The sequence below is a fragment of the Hoeflea sp. BAL378 genome (assembly GCF_000759435.1).
GTDB lineage: Bacteria > Pseudomonadota > Alphaproteobacteria > Rhizobiales > Rhizobiaceae > Hoeflea.
Map to the genome: position 1 here is coordinate 1 of NZ_JRJG01000071.1, position 14911 is coordinate 14911.

15 protein-coding genes and 1 pseudogene are annotated in these 14911 nt (G+C 65.4%); 9 read left to right on the forward strand and 7 right to left on the reverse strand.

What is annotated here, in order from left to right; translation table 11 throughout:
* Together LL06_RS15730 and LL06_RS15735 are read left to right on the forward strand one after the other, a co-directional pair.
* A pseudogene (locus LL06_RS15730) lies at positions 1 to 318 on the forward strand (hypothetical protein); the annotation flags it as partial.
* The gene (locus LL06_RS15735; protein WP_035528906.1) at positions 311 to 943 is read left to right on the forward strand and encodes a cytochrome b/b6 domain-containing protein; all 633 of its coding nucleotides are present in this window, start codon (positions 311 to 313) and stop codon (positions 941 to 943) included. The pseudogene LL06_RS15730 and the gene LL06_RS15735, both read left to right, overlap by 8 nt.
* A 30-nt stretch (positions 944 to 973) precedes the next feature.
* Here LL06_RS15735 and LL06_RS15740 read toward each other — a convergent pair whose 3' ends face one another.
* The 7 genes from LL06_RS15740 to LL06_RS15770 all read right to left on the reverse strand — a co-directional run bounded on the left by LL06_RS15740 (position 974) and on the right by LL06_RS15770 (position 8023).
* Positions 974 to 1594 carry a glutathione S-transferase gene (locus LL06_RS15740; protein ID WP_081964010.1) on the reverse strand — a complete coding sequence of 207 codons (621 nt, stop codon included), beginning with the start codon at positions 1592 to 1594 and terminating at the stop codon, positions 974 to 976.
* 158 nt (positions 1595 to 1752) lie between these two features.
* Positions 1753 to 2541, reverse strand: a complete 789-nt coding sequence (locus tag LL06_RS15745) for an ABC transporter ATP-binding protein (protein WP_052161628.1) — start codon at positions 2539 to 2541, stop codon at positions 1753 to 1755.
* Positions 2538 to 3296: an ABC transporter ATP-binding protein gene (locus LL06_RS15750; RefSeq protein ID WP_035528909.1), complete on the reverse strand. Its 759-nt coding sequence runs from the start codon at positions 3294 to 3296 to the stop codon at positions 2538 to 2540. The genes LL06_RS15745 and LL06_RS15750 overlap by 4 nt, the downstream gene beginning before the upstream one ends.
* Before the next feature lie 18 nt (positions 3297 to 3314).
* Positions 3315 to 4526, reverse strand: a complete 1212-nt coding sequence (locus LL06_RS15755; RefSeq protein WP_035528913.1) for a branched-chain amino acid ABC transporter permease — start codon at positions 4524 to 4526, stop codon at positions 3315 to 3317.
* Between the two features lie 3 nt (positions 4527 to 4529).
* Positions 4530 to 5561 carry a branched-chain amino acid ABC transporter permease gene (locus LL06_RS15760; RefSeq protein WP_035528916.1) on the reverse strand — a complete coding sequence of 344 codons (1032 nt, stop codon included), beginning with the start codon at positions 5559 to 5561 and terminating at the stop codon, positions 4530 to 4532.
* 115 nt (positions 5562 to 5676) lie between these two features.
* The gene (locus tag LL06_RS15765) at positions 5677 to 7020 is read right to left on the reverse strand and encodes a substrate-binding protein (protein ID WP_035528919.1); all 1344 of its coding nucleotides are present in this window, start codon (positions 7018 to 7020) and stop codon (positions 5677 to 5679) included.
* A gap of 253 nt (positions 7021 to 7273) precedes the next feature.
* Positions 7274 to 8023 carry a hypothetical protein gene (locus LL06_RS15770; protein ID WP_035528921.1) on the reverse strand — a complete coding sequence of 250 codons (750 nt, stop codon included), beginning with the start codon at positions 8021 to 8023 and terminating at the stop codon, positions 7274 to 7276.
* 265 nt (positions 8024 to 8288) lie between these two features.
* Between LL06_RS15770 and LL06_RS15775 the strand changes: the two genes are divergently transcribed.
* The 7 genes from LL06_RS15775 (at position 8289) to LL06_RS15805 (ending at position 14838) form a co-directional block, all read left to right on the forward strand.
* Positions 8289 to 8816, forward strand: a complete 528-nt coding sequence (locus LL06_RS15775) for a hypothetical protein (protein WP_152599641.1) — start codon at positions 8289 to 8291, stop codon at positions 8814 to 8816.
* Positions 8817 to 8907: 91 nt separating this feature from the next.
* Positions 8908 to 10122 (forward strand): imelysin family protein, encoded by a 1215-nt coding sequence (locus LL06_RS15780; RefSeq protein WP_244447156.1) that lies wholly within the window; start codon positions 8908 to 8910, stop codon positions 10120 to 10122.
* Between the two features lie 11 nt (positions 10123 to 10133).
* Positions 10134 to 10466 carry a (2Fe-2S)-binding protein gene (locus tag LL06_RS15785; RefSeq protein WP_035528929.1) on the forward strand — a complete coding sequence of 111 codons (333 nt, stop codon included), beginning with the start codon at positions 10134 to 10136 and terminating at the stop codon, positions 10464 to 10466.
* Positions 10467 to 10492: 26 nt separating this feature from the next.
* Entirely contained in the window at positions 10493 to 10975 is a 483-nt protein-coding gene (gene bfr, locus LL06_RS15790) for a bacterioferritin (protein ID WP_035528931.1), read from the forward strand.
* Between the two features lie 109 nt (positions 10976 to 11084).
* Positions 11085 to 12665, forward strand: a complete 1581-nt coding sequence (locus LL06_RS15795) for a di-heme oxidoredictase family protein (RefSeq protein WP_081964016.1) — start codon at positions 11085 to 11087, stop codon at positions 12663 to 12665.
* Complete coding sequence (locus LL06_RS15800; protein ID WP_035528933.1) at positions 12665 to 13765, forward strand: imelysin family protein; 1101 nt, start codon at positions 12665 to 12667, stop codon at positions 13763 to 13765. The genes LL06_RS15795 and LL06_RS15800 overlap by 1 nt, the downstream gene beginning before the upstream one ends.
* Positions 13762 to 14838 (forward strand): DUF1513 domain-containing protein, encoded by a 1077-nt coding sequence (locus LL06_RS15805; protein ID WP_035528935.1) that lies wholly within the window; start codon positions 13762 to 13764, stop codon positions 14836 to 14838. Before LL06_RS15800 ends, LL06_RS15805 begins: the two co-directional genes overlap by 4 nt.
* Positions 14839 to 14911: the final 73 nt, after the last annotated feature.

Genomic DNA, 14911 nt, shown 5'->3' on the forward strand with positions numbered 1-14911 from the left:
AAGAGCGCGGTCGGGACCGGCATGGAGGCGGCCGGCGCGCCGTTCAGCGGCGACGTGGCCTTCGCCAGGGTCCGGCAGATGATCCCCGTCAACCACATGGTGGCGCCCGCCGACCAGGCGCTCTCGTGCCAATCCTGCCACGCATCGGACGGGCTGCTCGCCTCCCTGCCGGGCGGCTTCGTTCCCCGGCGCGACGGCTTTGCCCTGCTCGACTGGGCGGGACTGGCGATCCTGGCGGCGACGCTCGCCGCCTCGCTGCTGCACGCCATGGCCCGCATCGGCTTCGGCATCTTCTACAGGGGGTCGCGACATGGCTGACACTGCTGCACAGAAATCCAGGGGCGTCTACCTGTTCACCGGGTTCGAGCGGTTCTGGCACTGGTTCCAGGCGGCGCTGATCAGCTTCCTGCTGCTGACCGGTTTCGAGATTCACGGCTATTACGATCTTCTCGGCTTCGAGCGGGCTCTCGATCTCCATGTCCTGGCCGCCTTCACTTTGGTGGTGCTGTGGGTCTTCGCCATCTTCTGGCACCTCGTCACCGGCCAGTGGCGGCACTATGTGCCCACCACCGAGCGGCTGTGGACGATCGTGCTGTTCTATTCGATCGGCATCTTCCTGGGCGCGCCGCACCCGTTCCGGCCGAGCACCAAGCGCAAGCACAATCCGCTGCAGGCCATGGTCTATCTCGGCTTCCAGGTGGTGATGGCGCCGGCGATCTGGATCTCCGGCATCATCCTGTGGGTCTATGGCCGGTTTCCGGATCTCTATCCGGGCGATCTGCCGGTTCTGTGGGTGAACGCCATTCACGTTGGAACCGCCTTCCTGATCGGCTCCTTCCTGATCAGCCACCTGTATCTGATCACCACCGGCGAGACCGTGGGCGCACAATTGCGGGCGATGATCACCGGCTGGGACCGGCACGGCGAGCCCGACAAGGACTGAGCGCAGCTTGGCTCCGGCGGCCGGGTGGCCTTACGGGAAGAGCACCGGCGGATCGCCCTCCTGCCACGGGGCCTGTTTCGCCATGACCCGTTCGAAGCGCTCCGAGGCCATAAACCGCTCCAGCCAGCGCTGCAGGTCCGGCCACGGCCGGGCGTCGAACCAGGCCTTGTCGACAAAGGCGAACTGGCGGACGAAGGGAAGAATGGCGTAGTCGGCCAGGGTCGGCCGGCCGAAGATGAAGCCGTCGATCCGCCTGTCGAGATCAGCCAGGAAGTCCGCAGCAAGGCCGCGCTGCTCCTCCGGATCGGTTCCGGGATAGCGGTCGGCGTATTTGGTCCGGTCGAGCGCCGCCTTGAACGGGCCGTCGGTACGGGAAATCCACTCGAACCCTTCCTCGGGCATGGCGAGCCAGCCCTCCGGGTCGCGCTGCCGGAGCGCCCACAGCATGATGTCGAGGCTCTCGTCGATCACGCCGGTATCGGTGACGAGGCAGGGAACGGTGCCGCTCGGCGAGGCTGCGAGAAAGGTCTCCGGCTTGTGCCGCAACGCGACCTCGCGCAGTTCGACCTCTGCCGCCGCGGAGGCGAGCGCCAGCCGCGCGCGGATGGCGTAGGGGCAGCGGCGGAACGAATAGAGCAGGGGCAGGGTCACGACGCCAGTCTAGGACAGATGCGCGACGCTGCAAACCGGCGGCCGGCGGCGGCGCACCGCACGGCCCGGCTGCTGCGGAGAACCTTGTCCTTGCCGGATCGGTTCTCCGCCGCGGCGGCCCCGGTTCGCCCGCCCCGGATCAGGGCAGGGCGACGGTTCTAGATCGCCAGATAGTCGTGACGCAGTTGCTCGTTGTGCAGCACGTCGTCGGCTGTGCCGTCAAACACGACTTCTCCGGATTCGAGGATCACCGCGCGGTCGGCGAGCTTGAGCGCCCGCACCGCGTTCTGCTCGACCAGGATGGTGGTGATGCCCTGCTGCTTGATGATGTTGAGCGTCTTCTCGATCTCGTCGACGATCACCGGCGCCAGGCCCTCATAGGGCTCGTCGAGCAGCAGGACCTTGATGTCGCGGGCCAGTGCCCGGCCGATCGACAGCATCTGCTGCTCGCCGCCCGACAGCGTCACGCCTTCCTGCTTGCGGCGTTCGCCGAGCCGCGGGAACAGCTCGTAGATCCGCTCGATCGACCAGCCGATCGGCGGCGCGATCTGCGCAAGCTGCAGGTTTTCCTCCACCGTCAGCCCGGCGATGATGCGCCGGTCCTCGGGCACCAGCGACAGACCGGCGCGGGAGGCCTCGTGCGAGCTCATCCGGTGCAGCGGCTGGTGGTCGAGCCAGACCTCGCCATGGGTCATCAGCGGCGAGCCGATCTGGGCGATGGCGCGCAGGGTCGAGGTCTTGCCGGCGCCGTTGCGGCCGAGCAGGGCGAGGATCTCGCCCTCGTGCACGTTGAAGCTCACGCCCTGCACGATGTAGCTCTCGCCGTAATAGGCATGGATGTCGTGCACGGCCAGGAATGCCGGCGCGGTCGCCGCATGGTTGGCGTTCTTGGAAAAGTCGGGCCGCACATATGGCTGCCTGCCCGTGTCGCGTTCGATCTCGCTCATGCTGCGGCCTCTCCCAGGTAGGCTTCCTTCACTTTCGGATGCCCCTTGATGTTTTCGGGGGTGTCTTCGACCAGGGGCGTGCCCTGCGCCAGCACGGTGATGCGCTTGGCCAGCGAAAACACCACATGCATGTCATGCTCGATGATCACCATGGTGATCTCGCGGCTGTCGTGGATCTGGTTCAGGAGATCGATCGTGTTGTTGGTGTCGGCGCGGGCCATGCCGGCCGTCGGCTCGTCGAGCAGCAGAAGCTTCGGCTCCTGCACCAGGCACATGGCCATCTCCAGCCGCCGCTTGTCGCCGCGCGACAGCGAACTCGCCGTCATGTGCCGCTTGTCGATCATGTTGACCTCGGTGAGCATGTGTTCGGCGAGCTCGATCAGGCCCTTCTCCGCTGCGATGGATTCGAGCGCGTGCAGCCGGAACGACCCGTCGCGCTTGGCGAAGCAGGGAATCAGCATGTTTTCGAACACCGTGAGATCGCCGAAGATTTCCGGCGTCTGGAACACGCGGGAAATGCCAAGCTGGTTGATCTCGTAGGGCTTGCGGCCGAGCACCGAGACCCCGTCGAACAGCACCGTCCCGGTGTCCGGGATCAGCTTGCCGACCAGCACGTTGAGCAGCGTCGACTTGCCGGCGCCGTTCGGCCCGATGATCGCGTGGACGGTCCCCTGGGCGATGTCCAGGTTGACATTGCCGAGCGCCTGCAGACCGCCGAACCGCTTGTTGACGTTAGAGACTTCGAGAATTCCCATGTCTGATATCTCCGCCGGTCAGTTGACGTGTGCTGATGGTTTGGGGTGATGGTCGTTGTCCTTGACCGCCCGTTTCGATTTCCGGCCCTTGCCGGTGATCAGGCCCCAGATCCTGTTGCCGCCTTCGATCAGGCCGCCCGGCAGGAAGATGACGACCAGCATGAACAGAAGCCCCAGCGTCAGGTTCCAGCCCTTGCCGATGAAGGGATGCAGCATGAACACGAGCGCGTCCTCCAGCCCGTCCGGAAGCGCGGAAAACCACGTATGCAGGATGTTGTCATTGATCTTCGAGAAGATGTTTTCGAAGTATTTGATGAAGCCCGCGCCGAGCACCGGACCCATCAGCGTCCCGGCGCCGCCGAGAATGGTCATCAGCACCACTTCGCCCGAGGCCGTCCACTGCATGCGCTCGGCGCCCGCCAGCGGATCCATCGAGGCCAGCAGGCCGCCGGCGAGACCGGCATACATGCCGGAGATCACGAAGGCGGCGAGCGTGTAGGGCCGTGAGTTGAGGCCGGTGTAGCTCATCCGCGTCTGGTTGGTCTTGATGGCGCGCAGCATGATGCCGAACGGCGACCGGAAGATCCTGAGCGACAGGTAGAACACGATGATGGCGATGATGGCGCAGAAATAATAGCCGTTGGAGAAGGTGAACTGCCAGCCGCCGATATCGACCTTCGCGCTCTCGTTCATGACGATGCCGAAGAAGTGAGGGCTGGACGGGCTGCCGGGGCCCATCAGCACCTGCGGGTCGTTGGTGTAGACCTGCAGGCCGGTCTCGCCATTGGTCAGCGGCGTCAGCACCGAATAGGCCAGGTTGAACGACATCTGCGCGAACGCCAGCGTCAGGATCGAGAAGTAGATGCCCGAGCGCCTGAGCGAGATGAAGCCGATGAGCAGGGCGAACAGCGCCGACATGATCACCGCCAGGATGAGGCCGGGCAGCACGTTGTAGCTCAGGAGCTTGTACATCCAGACGACCGAGTAGGATCCGACGCCCAGGAAGGCGGCGTGGCCGAACGAGAGGTAGCCGGTCAGGCCGAAGAGAATGTTGAAGCCGATCGCGAAGATCCCGTAGATCGCGAAGCGCTGCATCAGATCCGGATATCCGGCGTTGAACTGTGCCAGCGCCGAGTTTTCCGGGAACGGCTGCAGCAAGATCGGTGTCGCCAAAGTCAGAAAAATGACGATCAGCAGAAAAGTCGTGTCTTTCTTACTCAGACCCAGCATGGATTATTCCTCCATCACGCCTTTGCGACCCATAAGACCGCGCGGGCGGGTCAAAAGGATGATGATTGCAACGAGATAAATGATGATTTGGTCGATCCCCGGGATCACCGACTTGACTTCGTTCATCGAGGCGAAGCTCTCGAGAATGCCAAGCAGGAAGCCGGCCAGAACGGCGCCGGGCAGCGAGCCCATGCCGCCCACGACCACGACGACGAAGCTGAGCACCAGGAAGTCCATGCCCATGTGGTAGTTGGGGGAGTTGATCGGCGCGTACATGACGCCGGCAAGTCCCGCCACCGCCGCGGCGATGCCGAACATGATGGTGAAGCGCTTGTCGATATTGATGCCGAGAAGGCCGACGGTCTCGCGGTCGGCCATGCCGGCGCGGACCACCATGCCGAAGGTGGTGAACCTGAGGAAGGCGAAGACTGCGCCGATGATCACCGCCGAGAACAGGAAGTACACCAGCCGCCAGTAGGGATAGATGATCTCGTTCTGGGCGAAGCCGATCATCACGCCGAAATCCACCGATCCTCTGAACATGTCGGGCGCCGGCGTCGGGATCGGGTTGGCGCCATAGAAATACTTGACGATTTCCTGGATGACGATGGCCAGTCCGAAGGTGACCAGGATCTGGTCGGCATGGGGGCGTTTGTAGAAATGCTTGATCAGGCCGCGTTCCATCACGTAGCCGATCAGGAGCATCACCGGAATGGCGAACAGGATGGCGAGCGGCACCGACCAGTTGACGATGGCGTTCCCGGCCGAATCGCCGAACCAGCTCACGATATAGGGCGTGTCCACCTTCAGCGGATTGCCCAGGAAGTCCTTCTGGGTCGGATCCTCGATCGTGTAGGACAGCGACAGCATCCGCTGCAGCGTGACCGCGCAGAAGGCGCCGAGCATGAACAGCGCGCCATGCGCGAAGTTCACCACGCCGAGCGTGCCGAAAATCAGGGTGAGTCCGAGGGCGATCATGGCATAGGCGCTGCCTTTGTCCAGACCGTTCAGAATTTGCAGAATGATTGCGTCCATGAATGAAGCCCGCATCAATTAATCCGCGCGCGCATCCGGCACAGCGGTTTTCGTCATCAAGTCAATGAGAAAGCCGCGCCGCCCGGAAGGCGACGCGGCAGGCAGGGTGCGTGGCTTATGCGCCGGAGTTGCACTGGCCGAGGTCGCCGCCGGCGAACATCGGATGATCCGGAGCATATTCGACCTGGGCACGCGGGGTCACTTCGACGATTTCCAGCGTGTCGTATTCGTTGGTCGGGTTCTCGGTGCCCTTCATGACCAGCACGTCCTTGAAGCACTGGTGGTCATCGGCGCGGTACAGCGTCGGGCCATTGCCCATGCCGTCGAACTCGAAGCCTTCGAGCGCCTCGACGACGCCGCAGGGATCAAAGGTGCCGGCGCGTTCGCAAGCATCTGCATAGAGCAGGGTCTGCACGTAGCAGGTGTGCGCGGAGTTCGAGGGCGGACGGCCGTATTTCTCGCCGAACGACTTCACGAAGGCCTTGGAGCCTTCGTCCTGCAACTGCCAGTTCCAGTTCATCGACCCGTAGACGCCGCGCACGTTCGCGCCGGCGCCTGCCGCCATCAGCTCGGAGTAGAGCGGAACGATGATCTCGAACTGCTTGCCGTTGACCTGCTTGTCGCGCAGGCCGAACTGCACCGCGTTGGTCAGCGAGTTGACCATGTTGCCGCCGTAATGGTTCAGGATCAGCACGTCGGCGCCGGAGTTCAGCACCGGGGCGATGTAGGACGAGAAGTCGGTCGCCGCCAGCGGGGTGAGCACGTTGTTGACGGTTTCCCAGCCCAGGTTCTCGGTCGCCTTGGCAATGGATTCCTGCTGCGTCCAGCCCCAGGTGTAGTCGGCTGTCAGGTGGTAGGCGCGGCGATCGGCGCCGTAGGCCTTCGCCAGCACCGGCGCCAGGGCTTCGCCCGACATGTAGGCGTTGAAGAAGTGACGGAAGCCGTTGCGCTTCTTGTCCTTGCCGGTGGTGTCGTTGGAGTGGGTGAGGCCGGCCATGAAGATCACGCCGGCTTCCTGGCAGAGGCCCTGCACGGCCACGGCCACGCCCGAGGACGAGCCGCCATTGATCATTACGGCGCCGTCCTTTTCGATCATCGACTTTGCCGCGGCGCGGGCTGCGTCCGACTTGGTCTGCGTGTCGCCCGACACGAAGGTCACCTTCTTGCCGAGGATGCCGTTGCCCTTCAGGGCCTTCGACGAGAAGGTGTTCAGCATGCCGCCGTCGCCTTCGCCGTTCAGGTGCTGAACCGCCAGTTCCTGGGCGCGCAATTCGTCCAGTCCTTCGTCGGCATAGGGGCCGGTCTGGGGAACGTTGAAGCCGAGGGTGACGGTGTCGCCCTTGGGTTCATTGAGATAAGCCCGGGCCGAGCTCGTGAAAATCGTCGGCAGCGCCAGACCTGCGCCGAACGCCGCACCTGACTTGATCAGCGTACGGCGATTCACTTGAAACTTCGTCATGTCATCCTCCCTGGAGTGGAACCGGCAAGACCTCCCAGTCTTGCCACCATAGCTACGGTGATAGCAGGCTTAAGACAAACATGGCCGTGGCTCCGATACTATTCGACTATTGTATATTCACGCGAAAATCTAAGCCCGGCGCCTGTTCGGTCCGCCCGCGACCGCCGCCGGACAGGGACCTGCCCTGGCCCGCTCCCGGGGAAAGCTTCGGCCGTAAACCGCTAAGACGCACCGCCGCCTTGACAATAGTCACTCAGGCGAAACGTCTTTCCAGGTCCGGCGCGGCGCAGGCGCCGAGCCAGAGGCGGTCAAGTCTTGCCAGCGCCGCCGCGTCGAAGCGGTCGGCGTGGCGCCAGTATTCACCGTCCTCGACCATGTATCCGAGCCGCGCTTCCTCGGCGAGCGCCGCGTTGACCGCGTCGGCGTTGATTCGCATCCCGGCCGGCCTCGCGCCGAGCTCGGCGAGCCGGGCGCGGGGAAAGCATAGCCGGCTATCGGGCTCTGCGGACAGATTGAGGCAAGCGCAGCCCTGCCGCGCCGCGAGCGCCATCAGCCGGACTGACTTCGCCTCCAGCGATTGCAGCGTCACATCCGGCCGCAGCGGATCGGCCGTTCCTGCGCCATAGAAATGCGTCACGCTGCCGGAATAGGTCATGTCGCAGGCGAAATAGGCAAGGATATCCGGCTTGAGCACGGCAAGGGCCCAGTAGCCGGCGGTGAAGGCCATGGTGCCGCCGCCATAGACGAATCCGCCATAGCTGTTCTGGGCGGGCACATAGCTTTCATGGCTGTGCACGCGCTGGCCCGGCTCGAGCCGGTCGGGCAGCCGGGAGGCGGGAAAATCGCCGGCGTGAACCAGGTGGTCCCAGTCGGGCCGCGCGCGCCAGGCATTGTTGATGACCACCAGCGCCAGATTGCGCGGCTTCGGCCAGTCGCGCAACAGCGGCGCGCTCGGGGCGCTCCCCACGATCAGCGCAATCGTCACAGGCGGCACGTCACTCATCGGCACAAGTCCCCAAACCCCAGCTCGCTGGCGAGCCCGCCCTGCAATCCAGAACATAGGCGGGGCGGGGCGTTCGGCAATGCGCCGGGCAGGCGGTTTTGATCGGCCGGATTCGGTGGTTGAGCGGGGCGCGCCCCGGCCCTCCAGCGGCGCCGCGGGCCGGTTCCCGGCCGTTCTTTGGAGTCATTCTAAACTATACAGTTTGACTCCACTTTCTAATTACAATACCAAAATTCTCATGTTTAAACGACATGGGGTCGGGACAGTGCGAGCACCACAGCACAGGGACGGGGATTGCCCGGCGGCAGCCTATCTGCGCCGGCAGCCGGAGAACCTGGTCGTCAACGGCTACCGCAATTGCGTCGCGGGCCTCGCGCACCAGGACATGCGTTATTGGGATGCGGCCCGCACCGCCCATGCCGCGGCGCTCGGCGCCATCGACGGCCAGTACGCACTCGACGTGATGGCCTCGCTGATCGGCCAGCTCGGGGTCTGCGCCACCTGTCCGCTCAGGTTCTACAAGCCCGGCACCGGCCATCTGTGCCGCGACGAATGCCTGGTGCTCGGCATGGTCGCCGGCGCGCAGCATGGCGACGAGGCGATGATGGTGCATTCGGCCAAGCTGCTCTCCTGCTCCGACGCCTGCATCGAGGTCGTCGACCGGGCGAGCGCCTATGCCGCGGTCCTGCTCGGCCACGGCCACAGGCTCACGCCGATTCCGCTCGGCGCCATCGCCGACATCGACTTCCGCTCGTCCTCGATCCCGGGATCGGGCGGCGTCTCCCTTCACTGAAAATACGCATAAGACAGGAGTACCACGAACCATGAACACCCTCGCGAAACTGATAGGGCTCGGCCTCCTGGCCTCCACGTCGCTGACGGCGATGGCTCGTGCGGACACCACGCCGGAAGCCGTGATCGAGCACTATGCGGATGTCGCGGAGGCGAAGTTCGCCGATTCGCTCTCGACCGCGAAGGCGCTCGACGCCGCCATCGAAGCCTTCCTCGAAACCCCGACCGAGGAAAAGCTCGACGCCGCCAAGGCCGCCTGGCTGGCCGCCCGCGTGCCCTACCAGCAGACCGAGGTCTACCGCTTCGGCAACGCCATCGTCGACGACTGGGAAGGCCGGGTCAACGCCTGGCCGCTCGACGAGGGCCTGATCGATTACGTCGATGCGAGCTACGGGTCGGAGAGCGACGAGAATTCGCTGTTCACCGCCAATGTCATCGCCAATCCGCAGATCGAGATCAACGGCAAGACGGTCGACGCCGGCAAGATCACGCCGGAGCTGATTTCCGGCACCCTGCAGGAAGCCGGCGGCATCGAGGCCAATGTCGCCTCGGGCTATCACGCCATCGAATTCCTGCTCTGGGGCCAGGACCTCAACGGCAACGGACCCGGCGCGGGCGCCCGTCCCGCCACCGACTACAGCCTTGAAAACTGCACCAATGGCAATTGCGACCGGCGCCGCGACTATCTCGCCGCGGCGAGCGACCTCTTGGTCGCCGATCTCGAGGAGATGGCCGCCAACTGGACCGACGGCGGCGCCGCGCGCGCCGCGCTCGAACAGGCCGGCGTCGCCGGCGGGCTCTCGACCATCCTCACCGGCATGGGGTCGCTGTCCTATGGCGAGCTCGCGGGCGAGCGCATGAAGCTCGGCCTGCTCCTGGGCGATCCGGAGGAGGAGCATGACTGCTTCTCCGACAACACCCACAATTCCCATCGCTACGATGCGGTCGGCATCCGTTCGGCCTTTACCGGATCCTACACCCGTCCCGACGGCACGGAACTCAACGGTCCCTCGCTCGCCGAGCTTGTCGGCCAGAAGGACCAGGCGATCGCCAGGGAAGTGTCGGCCGATCTCGACGCCACGGTCGCGGCCATGGACGCCATGGTCGCCCGCGCCGAGACCACCGAGGCCTATGACCAGATGATCGCCACCGGCAATGAAGAAGGCAACGCCACCGTGCAGGCGGCGATCGATGGGCTGATCAAGCAGACCCGTTCGATCGAACGCGCCATTGCCGCGCTGGAGCTGGGGACGATCGAGCTCGAAGGCTCCGACAGTCTCGACAGCCCCGATGCGGTGTTCAAGTAAGAGAAAGCGCCATGATAGTTTGCAGTTGCAACATCGTCACCAGCAAAGAGATCGAGGCCGTCATCCTTGAGTTCCTCATGGCTGACGAGTGGCAATTGATCACGCCCGGGCGGGTGTTCCAGGCCATGAGCGCCCGCGGCAAGTGCTGCGGGTGCTTTCCCGGGGTGATCAACATCATCGTCGAGACCACCCGCCGCTACCATGAGCTCATGGACAGTCCCGCGCCCAAGGTGGTCGATCTTCTCAACCGCATCGCCGCCCAGCGGACGCGGATCGAGAGGGCAAAAAAGAACGCAGTTGCAAAAAGGAGTTCCTCTCCCGTGACCGGATACTCTAGAGTGTAGCGCTGTCACACAAGGGAAAGAACACCATGAAAAAAAGCAAGAAAGTCGTCGAATGCCTGAACGAGGCGTTGTTTCTGGAGCTGGCCGCGGTCAATCAGTACTGGCTGCATTACCGCCTGCTGGAAGACTGGGGCTTCACCAAGCTCGCGGCCAAGGAGCGTGCCGAAAGCATCGAGGAGATGCAGCACGCCGACAAGCTGATCGAGCGCATCATCTTCCTCGACGGCTTCCCGAACCTGCAGAATGTGGCGCCGCTCAGGATCGGCCAGACGCTGAAAGAGGTTCTCGAAGCCGATCTCGCCGGCGAGCAGGATGCCTGGAACGCCTACACCAAATCCCGCGACATCTGCGAGCAGGAGGGAGACTACGTCAGCAAGAACCTCTTTGAATCGCTGATTGCCGACGAGGAGGGACACATCGATTTTCTCGAAACCCAGCTTCAGTTGCTCGGCAACCTCGGCGAACAGCAATACGGTCAGTTGAACGCCTCGTCCGCTGACTCGGAGTGAGCGCAAAGGGAGTGCAATGACTGTCACGACACTGTCGCCAAGTTGCTTTTTGATAGGCTTGGCGAATTGTTTTTTTGCGCCCACGCGGCTCCGGCCCGTGCGGCGCTTCATGACCGAAAAATTTTCAGCACCTGCCTTCACGGCGCCCCGTCCGCGCCCGTCCGGAACAGCCTTAATCGCCAGCCTCGCAGTCTGCCTCGGGCTCCTCGCCGGGGCGCCGGCCGCCGCCGGAGACCTGTCCGATTTGCCGACCGTCCGCGACGACCTGTCCCGGAAGGACCGCGACCGGGTCGGGCGCGTGGTCGCGCCTGCGGTCTCCTTCGCCGAGCCGGAACAGTTCGAGGCGATGCAGGGCGGCGCCGGCACCTCGACGAAGCTCGTCAACCGCGACGCGCTGTCCCATTTCAATGCCAATCTCACCTTCAAGGAGGAAGAGACCTTCAAGCTCGGCAACGCCCTGTTCCGCAAGCTGTGGGTGTCTTCGCCCTCCTCGACGCAGGCCTCCGACGGGCTGGGTCCGCTGTTCAACGCCCGGGCCTGCCAGAGCTGCCACATCAAGGACGGCCGCGGCCACCCGCCGGAAGGTGCCGCGGACGCCACGTCGATGTTCCTGCGGCTGGCGCGTCCGGCCAGGACCGACGAGGAACGCCAGGCGCTCAAGACCTATCTGGCGGCGTCGCTGCCCGACCCGGTCTACGGCGGACAGCTCCAGGATCTGGCGGTGCCGGGCCTCAAGGCCGAGGGCCGGATGGTGATCGCGTACCAGGACCTGCCGGTCGACCTTGCCGACGGCACGCGCGTGACACTGCGCAAGCCGAGCTACAGCGTCGCCGATCTCGGCTTCGGCCCGCTCGATCCGGAGACCACCCTGTCGCCGCGGATGACGCCGCCGATGACCGGCCTGGGACTGGTCGAGGCCATTCATCCCGCCGACATCCTGGCCCGCGCCGACCCCGACGACCGGGACGGCGACGGCGTGTCGGGCCGGGCGGCGCTCGCCCGCGATCCCGCCACCGGCCGGATCGCGCTGGGCCGGTTCGGCTGGAAAGCCCAGAATGCGACGGTAAGGCAGCAGTCGTCCGGGGCATTTTCCGGCGACATCGGCATTTCCACGCCCGACACCCCGGCCGGCCATGGCGATTGCACCCCGGCCCAGACGTCCTGCATGGACCTGCCCACCGGAGCCCAGGCCGGACTGGGCGACACCGAGGCGCCCGACCCGGTCATGGACCTGGTCACCTTCTACGCGCAGAACCTGGCCGTTCCCGCCCGCCGCAATGTGGGTGACAGGGCCGTGCTCGCTGGCAAGGAGCTGTTCTACACGCTCGGCTGCACCTCCTGCCACACGCCCAAATACGTGACCTCGCGCAAGGCGGAGAACCCGGCGCACCGTTTCCAGCTCATCTGGCCCTATTCGGATTTCCTGCTGCACGACATGGGCGAGGGACTGGCCGACGGACAAGCGGTGGGCGCGGCCAGCGGCCGCGAATGGCGCACGCCGCCGCTCTGGGGCGCGGGTCTCACGCAGGTGGTCAACGGCCACACGTTCTACCTCCATGACGGCCGGGCCCGCAATCTGACCGAAGCCATTCTCTGGCATGGCGGCGAGGCCCGGGCCGCGCGCGACGGCTTTGCCGGGCTGGACGAGGCCGACCGCGACAATCTCGTCAAATTTCTGGAAAGTCTCTGATGTCCCGTGTCCTGACACTGCTTCTCGCGCTGATGCTGGTGGGCGCCGCCGGCCCCGCCGGGGCGGAGACCGGCACGCCGCCTTCGATCGAGCCGGTGCTTGAGCGCATGGTCACCGACTACGTTCGCCCCCGTTACGCCACGGTCAACCAGGCCGCCGCCGGGCTCGAGGCGGGTTTCGACGCATTGTGCGCCACCCCGTCCGACGAGGCGCTTGCGGCAGCGCGGGAGGGTTTCCGCGAGGTCGCCGACGCCTGGTCGCGGATCGAATGGCTCCGGCTCGGCGCGGTGATGTCCGACAACCGGCTGGAGCGCATCCTGTTCTTCCCCGACCGCAAGGGCACCGGCCGGAAGCAGGTGCAGGCCGCCATCGCCACCGAGGACGAAAGCGTCACCGACGCCGCCGCGCTGTCAGGCAAGAGCGTCGCCATGCAGGGGCTCGGCGCGCTCGAATACATCCTGTTCGGCTCGGGCAGCGAGACACTCGCCACAGGCGGCGACAGCGGCGCCGGCCACCGCTGCCGGTTCGGCCGCGCGGCGGCGGCCAATATCACCCATGTGTCGGCCGAACTGATGGCCGAATGGGAGGAGGGAAGTCCGTATCTTACGGCCTTCCTGAAGCCCGGACCCGGCAATCCGCTGTTTCGCACCGACCAGGAAGCCGTCAGCGTTCTGTTGGGGCAGATGATCCACGGGCTCGAGGCCATCCGCGACACCCGCATCGGCGCCTTTCTCGACACCCAGAACCCGGATCGCGACCGGCCCAGATCGGCGCTCTACTGGCGCTCGGACATGACCCTGCCATCGATCAGCGCCGGCGTGTCGGGCCTGGAGGCGCTGTTTACCCGCAGCGGAATCGAGATCGTCGCCCAAGAGATGGCGCCACGGCTTGCAGACACCATCCGGTTCGAGTTCACCCAGGCGATCCGCACCGCCGACAGCCTCGACGCCCCGGTCGAGGACCTGCTCGCCGATCCGAAGACGCGCGACAGGCTGGCCTATCTCGCCTACGCGATCCGGATCATCATCGGCCGGCTCGACCAGGAGTTCGCCCAGGCCGGCGGGCTTGCCGTCGGCTTCTCGTTCGGAGACGGCGATTGACCCGGATCCTGCTTGAACGGCGCACATTCCTGGCCGGCGCCGGCCTCGCCTGGCTCTTTGGCCTGACGCCCGCCGGCGCGGAACGGCTGGCCCGGTCGGAGCTCCTGTTCGCCTCGGCCTACATGGACCCGCAGGGCGCCTATGGCGTGGCCATCCTCGACGATGGAGGCGCGCTCGTTTCGACCCATCTGCTGCCGGGGCGGGGCCACGGCTTTGCCACCTCTGCGGCCGCGCAATGGCTGGTGGCGTTTGCCCGGCGTCCGGGAAATTTCGCCGTCGCGCTCAACAAGGCCCGGGCCGCCGAACCGGTGCCGTTCCACACGCCCGGGGACCGGCACTTCTATGGCCACGGCGCGTTTTCGCCGGACGGCAAGCTGCTCTACGCCGCCGAGAACGCCTTCGACAGCGGCGACGGCGTCATCGGTGTCTACGACGCCACGAGCGGCTTCAGCCGGATCGGCGAATTCCCCTCGCACGGCATCGGCCCGCACGAGATCGTGCTCATGCCCGACGGCAAGACGCTGTGCGTGGCCAATGGCGGCATCCGCACCCATCCCGACCAGGGTCGCGAGAAGCTCAATCTGCCCACCATGGCGCCGTCCATCGCTCTCATCGACACGGCGACGGGATCGCTTCTGTCCTCGCACGCCCTGCCTGAACAGCTGCACCGGCTGTCCCTGCGCCACATGGCCGTGGATGCCGCAAGCCGGGTCTGGATCGGCGGCCAGTACGAGGGCGATGTGATGGACGACGTGCCGGTCCTGGCCAGGCTGGACCAGGAACTTGGCCTCGTCTCCGTCGACCTGCCCGGGGATGTCGCAGCAACCTTCGGCAAATATGCCGGCTCCGTCGCCATCGGCAATGACGGGGTCACGCTGGCCGTGGCCTCGCCCCAGAGCGGCGTGGTGCTGACGCTCGACACCAGGTCCGGCCGACCGCTCGATCTTGAAACCGCGCCCCGCACCTGCGGTATCCAGGCCCGGGCCGACGGCTTCATCAGCTCCAGCGAACTGGGCCGCTTCGGACCCTCCTCCCACGCCTGCGCCTGGGACAACCACATCGCCGCGCTCTGAACGGGCAGGGCGCCTGGATGGACCTTCGGCGTTGGGCGCACCCGGTCGGGATGCGGGCCTGGTCGATCGGAAT

What these genes read in the sequence shown, in the direction of transcription:
- LL06_RS15765 (WP_035528919.1), bottom strand. Translation starts at nt 7,020, where the DNA reads ATGACGAAGTTTCAAGTGAATCGCCGTACGCTGATCAAGTCAGGTGCG.
- LL06_RS15785 (WP_035528929.1), top strand. Translation starts at nt 10,134, where the DNA reads ATGATAGTTTGCAGTTGCAACATCGTCACCAGCAAAGAGATCGAGGCC.
- LL06_RS15760 (WP_035528916.1), bottom strand. Translation starts at nt 5,561, where the DNA reads ATGGACGCAATCATTCTGCAAATTCTGAACGGTCTGGACAAAGGCAGC.
- LL06_RS15745 (WP_052161628.1), bottom strand. Translation starts at nt 2,541, where the DNA reads ATGAGCGAGATCGAACGCGACACGGGCAGGCAGCCATATGTGCGGCCC.
- bfr (WP_035528931.1), top strand. Translation starts at nt 10,493, where the DNA reads ATGAAAAAAAGCAAGAAAGTCGTCGAATGCCTGAACGAGGCGTTGTTT.
- LL06_RS15735 (WP_035528906.1), top strand. Translation starts at nt 311, where the DNA reads ATGGCTGACACTGCTGCACAGAAATCCAGGGGCGTCTACCTGTTCACC.
- LL06_RS15780 (WP_244447156.1), top strand. Translation starts at nt 8,908, where the DNA reads ATGGCTCGTGCGGACACCACGCCGGAAGCCGTGATCGAGCACTATGCG.
- LL06_RS15795 (WP_081964016.1), top strand. Translation starts at nt 11,085, where the DNA reads ATGACCGAAAAATTTTCAGCACCTGCCTTCACGGCGCCCCGTCCGCGC.
- LL06_RS15750 (WP_035528909.1), bottom strand. Translation starts at nt 3,296, where the DNA reads ATGGGAATTCTCGAAGTCTCTAACGTCAACAAGCGGTTCGGCGGTCTG.
- LL06_RS15755 (WP_035528913.1), bottom strand. Translation starts at nt 4,526, where the DNA reads ATGCTGGGTCTGAGTAAGAAAGACACGACTTTTCTGCTGATCGTCATT.
- LL06_RS15800 (WP_035528933.1), top strand. Translation starts at nt 12,665, where the DNA reads ATGTCCCGTGTCCTGACACTGCTTCTCGCGCTGATGCTGGTGGGCGCC.
- LL06_RS15770 (WP_035528921.1), bottom strand. Translation starts at nt 8,023, where the DNA reads ATGAGTGACGTGCCGCCTGTGACGATTGCGCTGATCGTGGGGAGCGCC.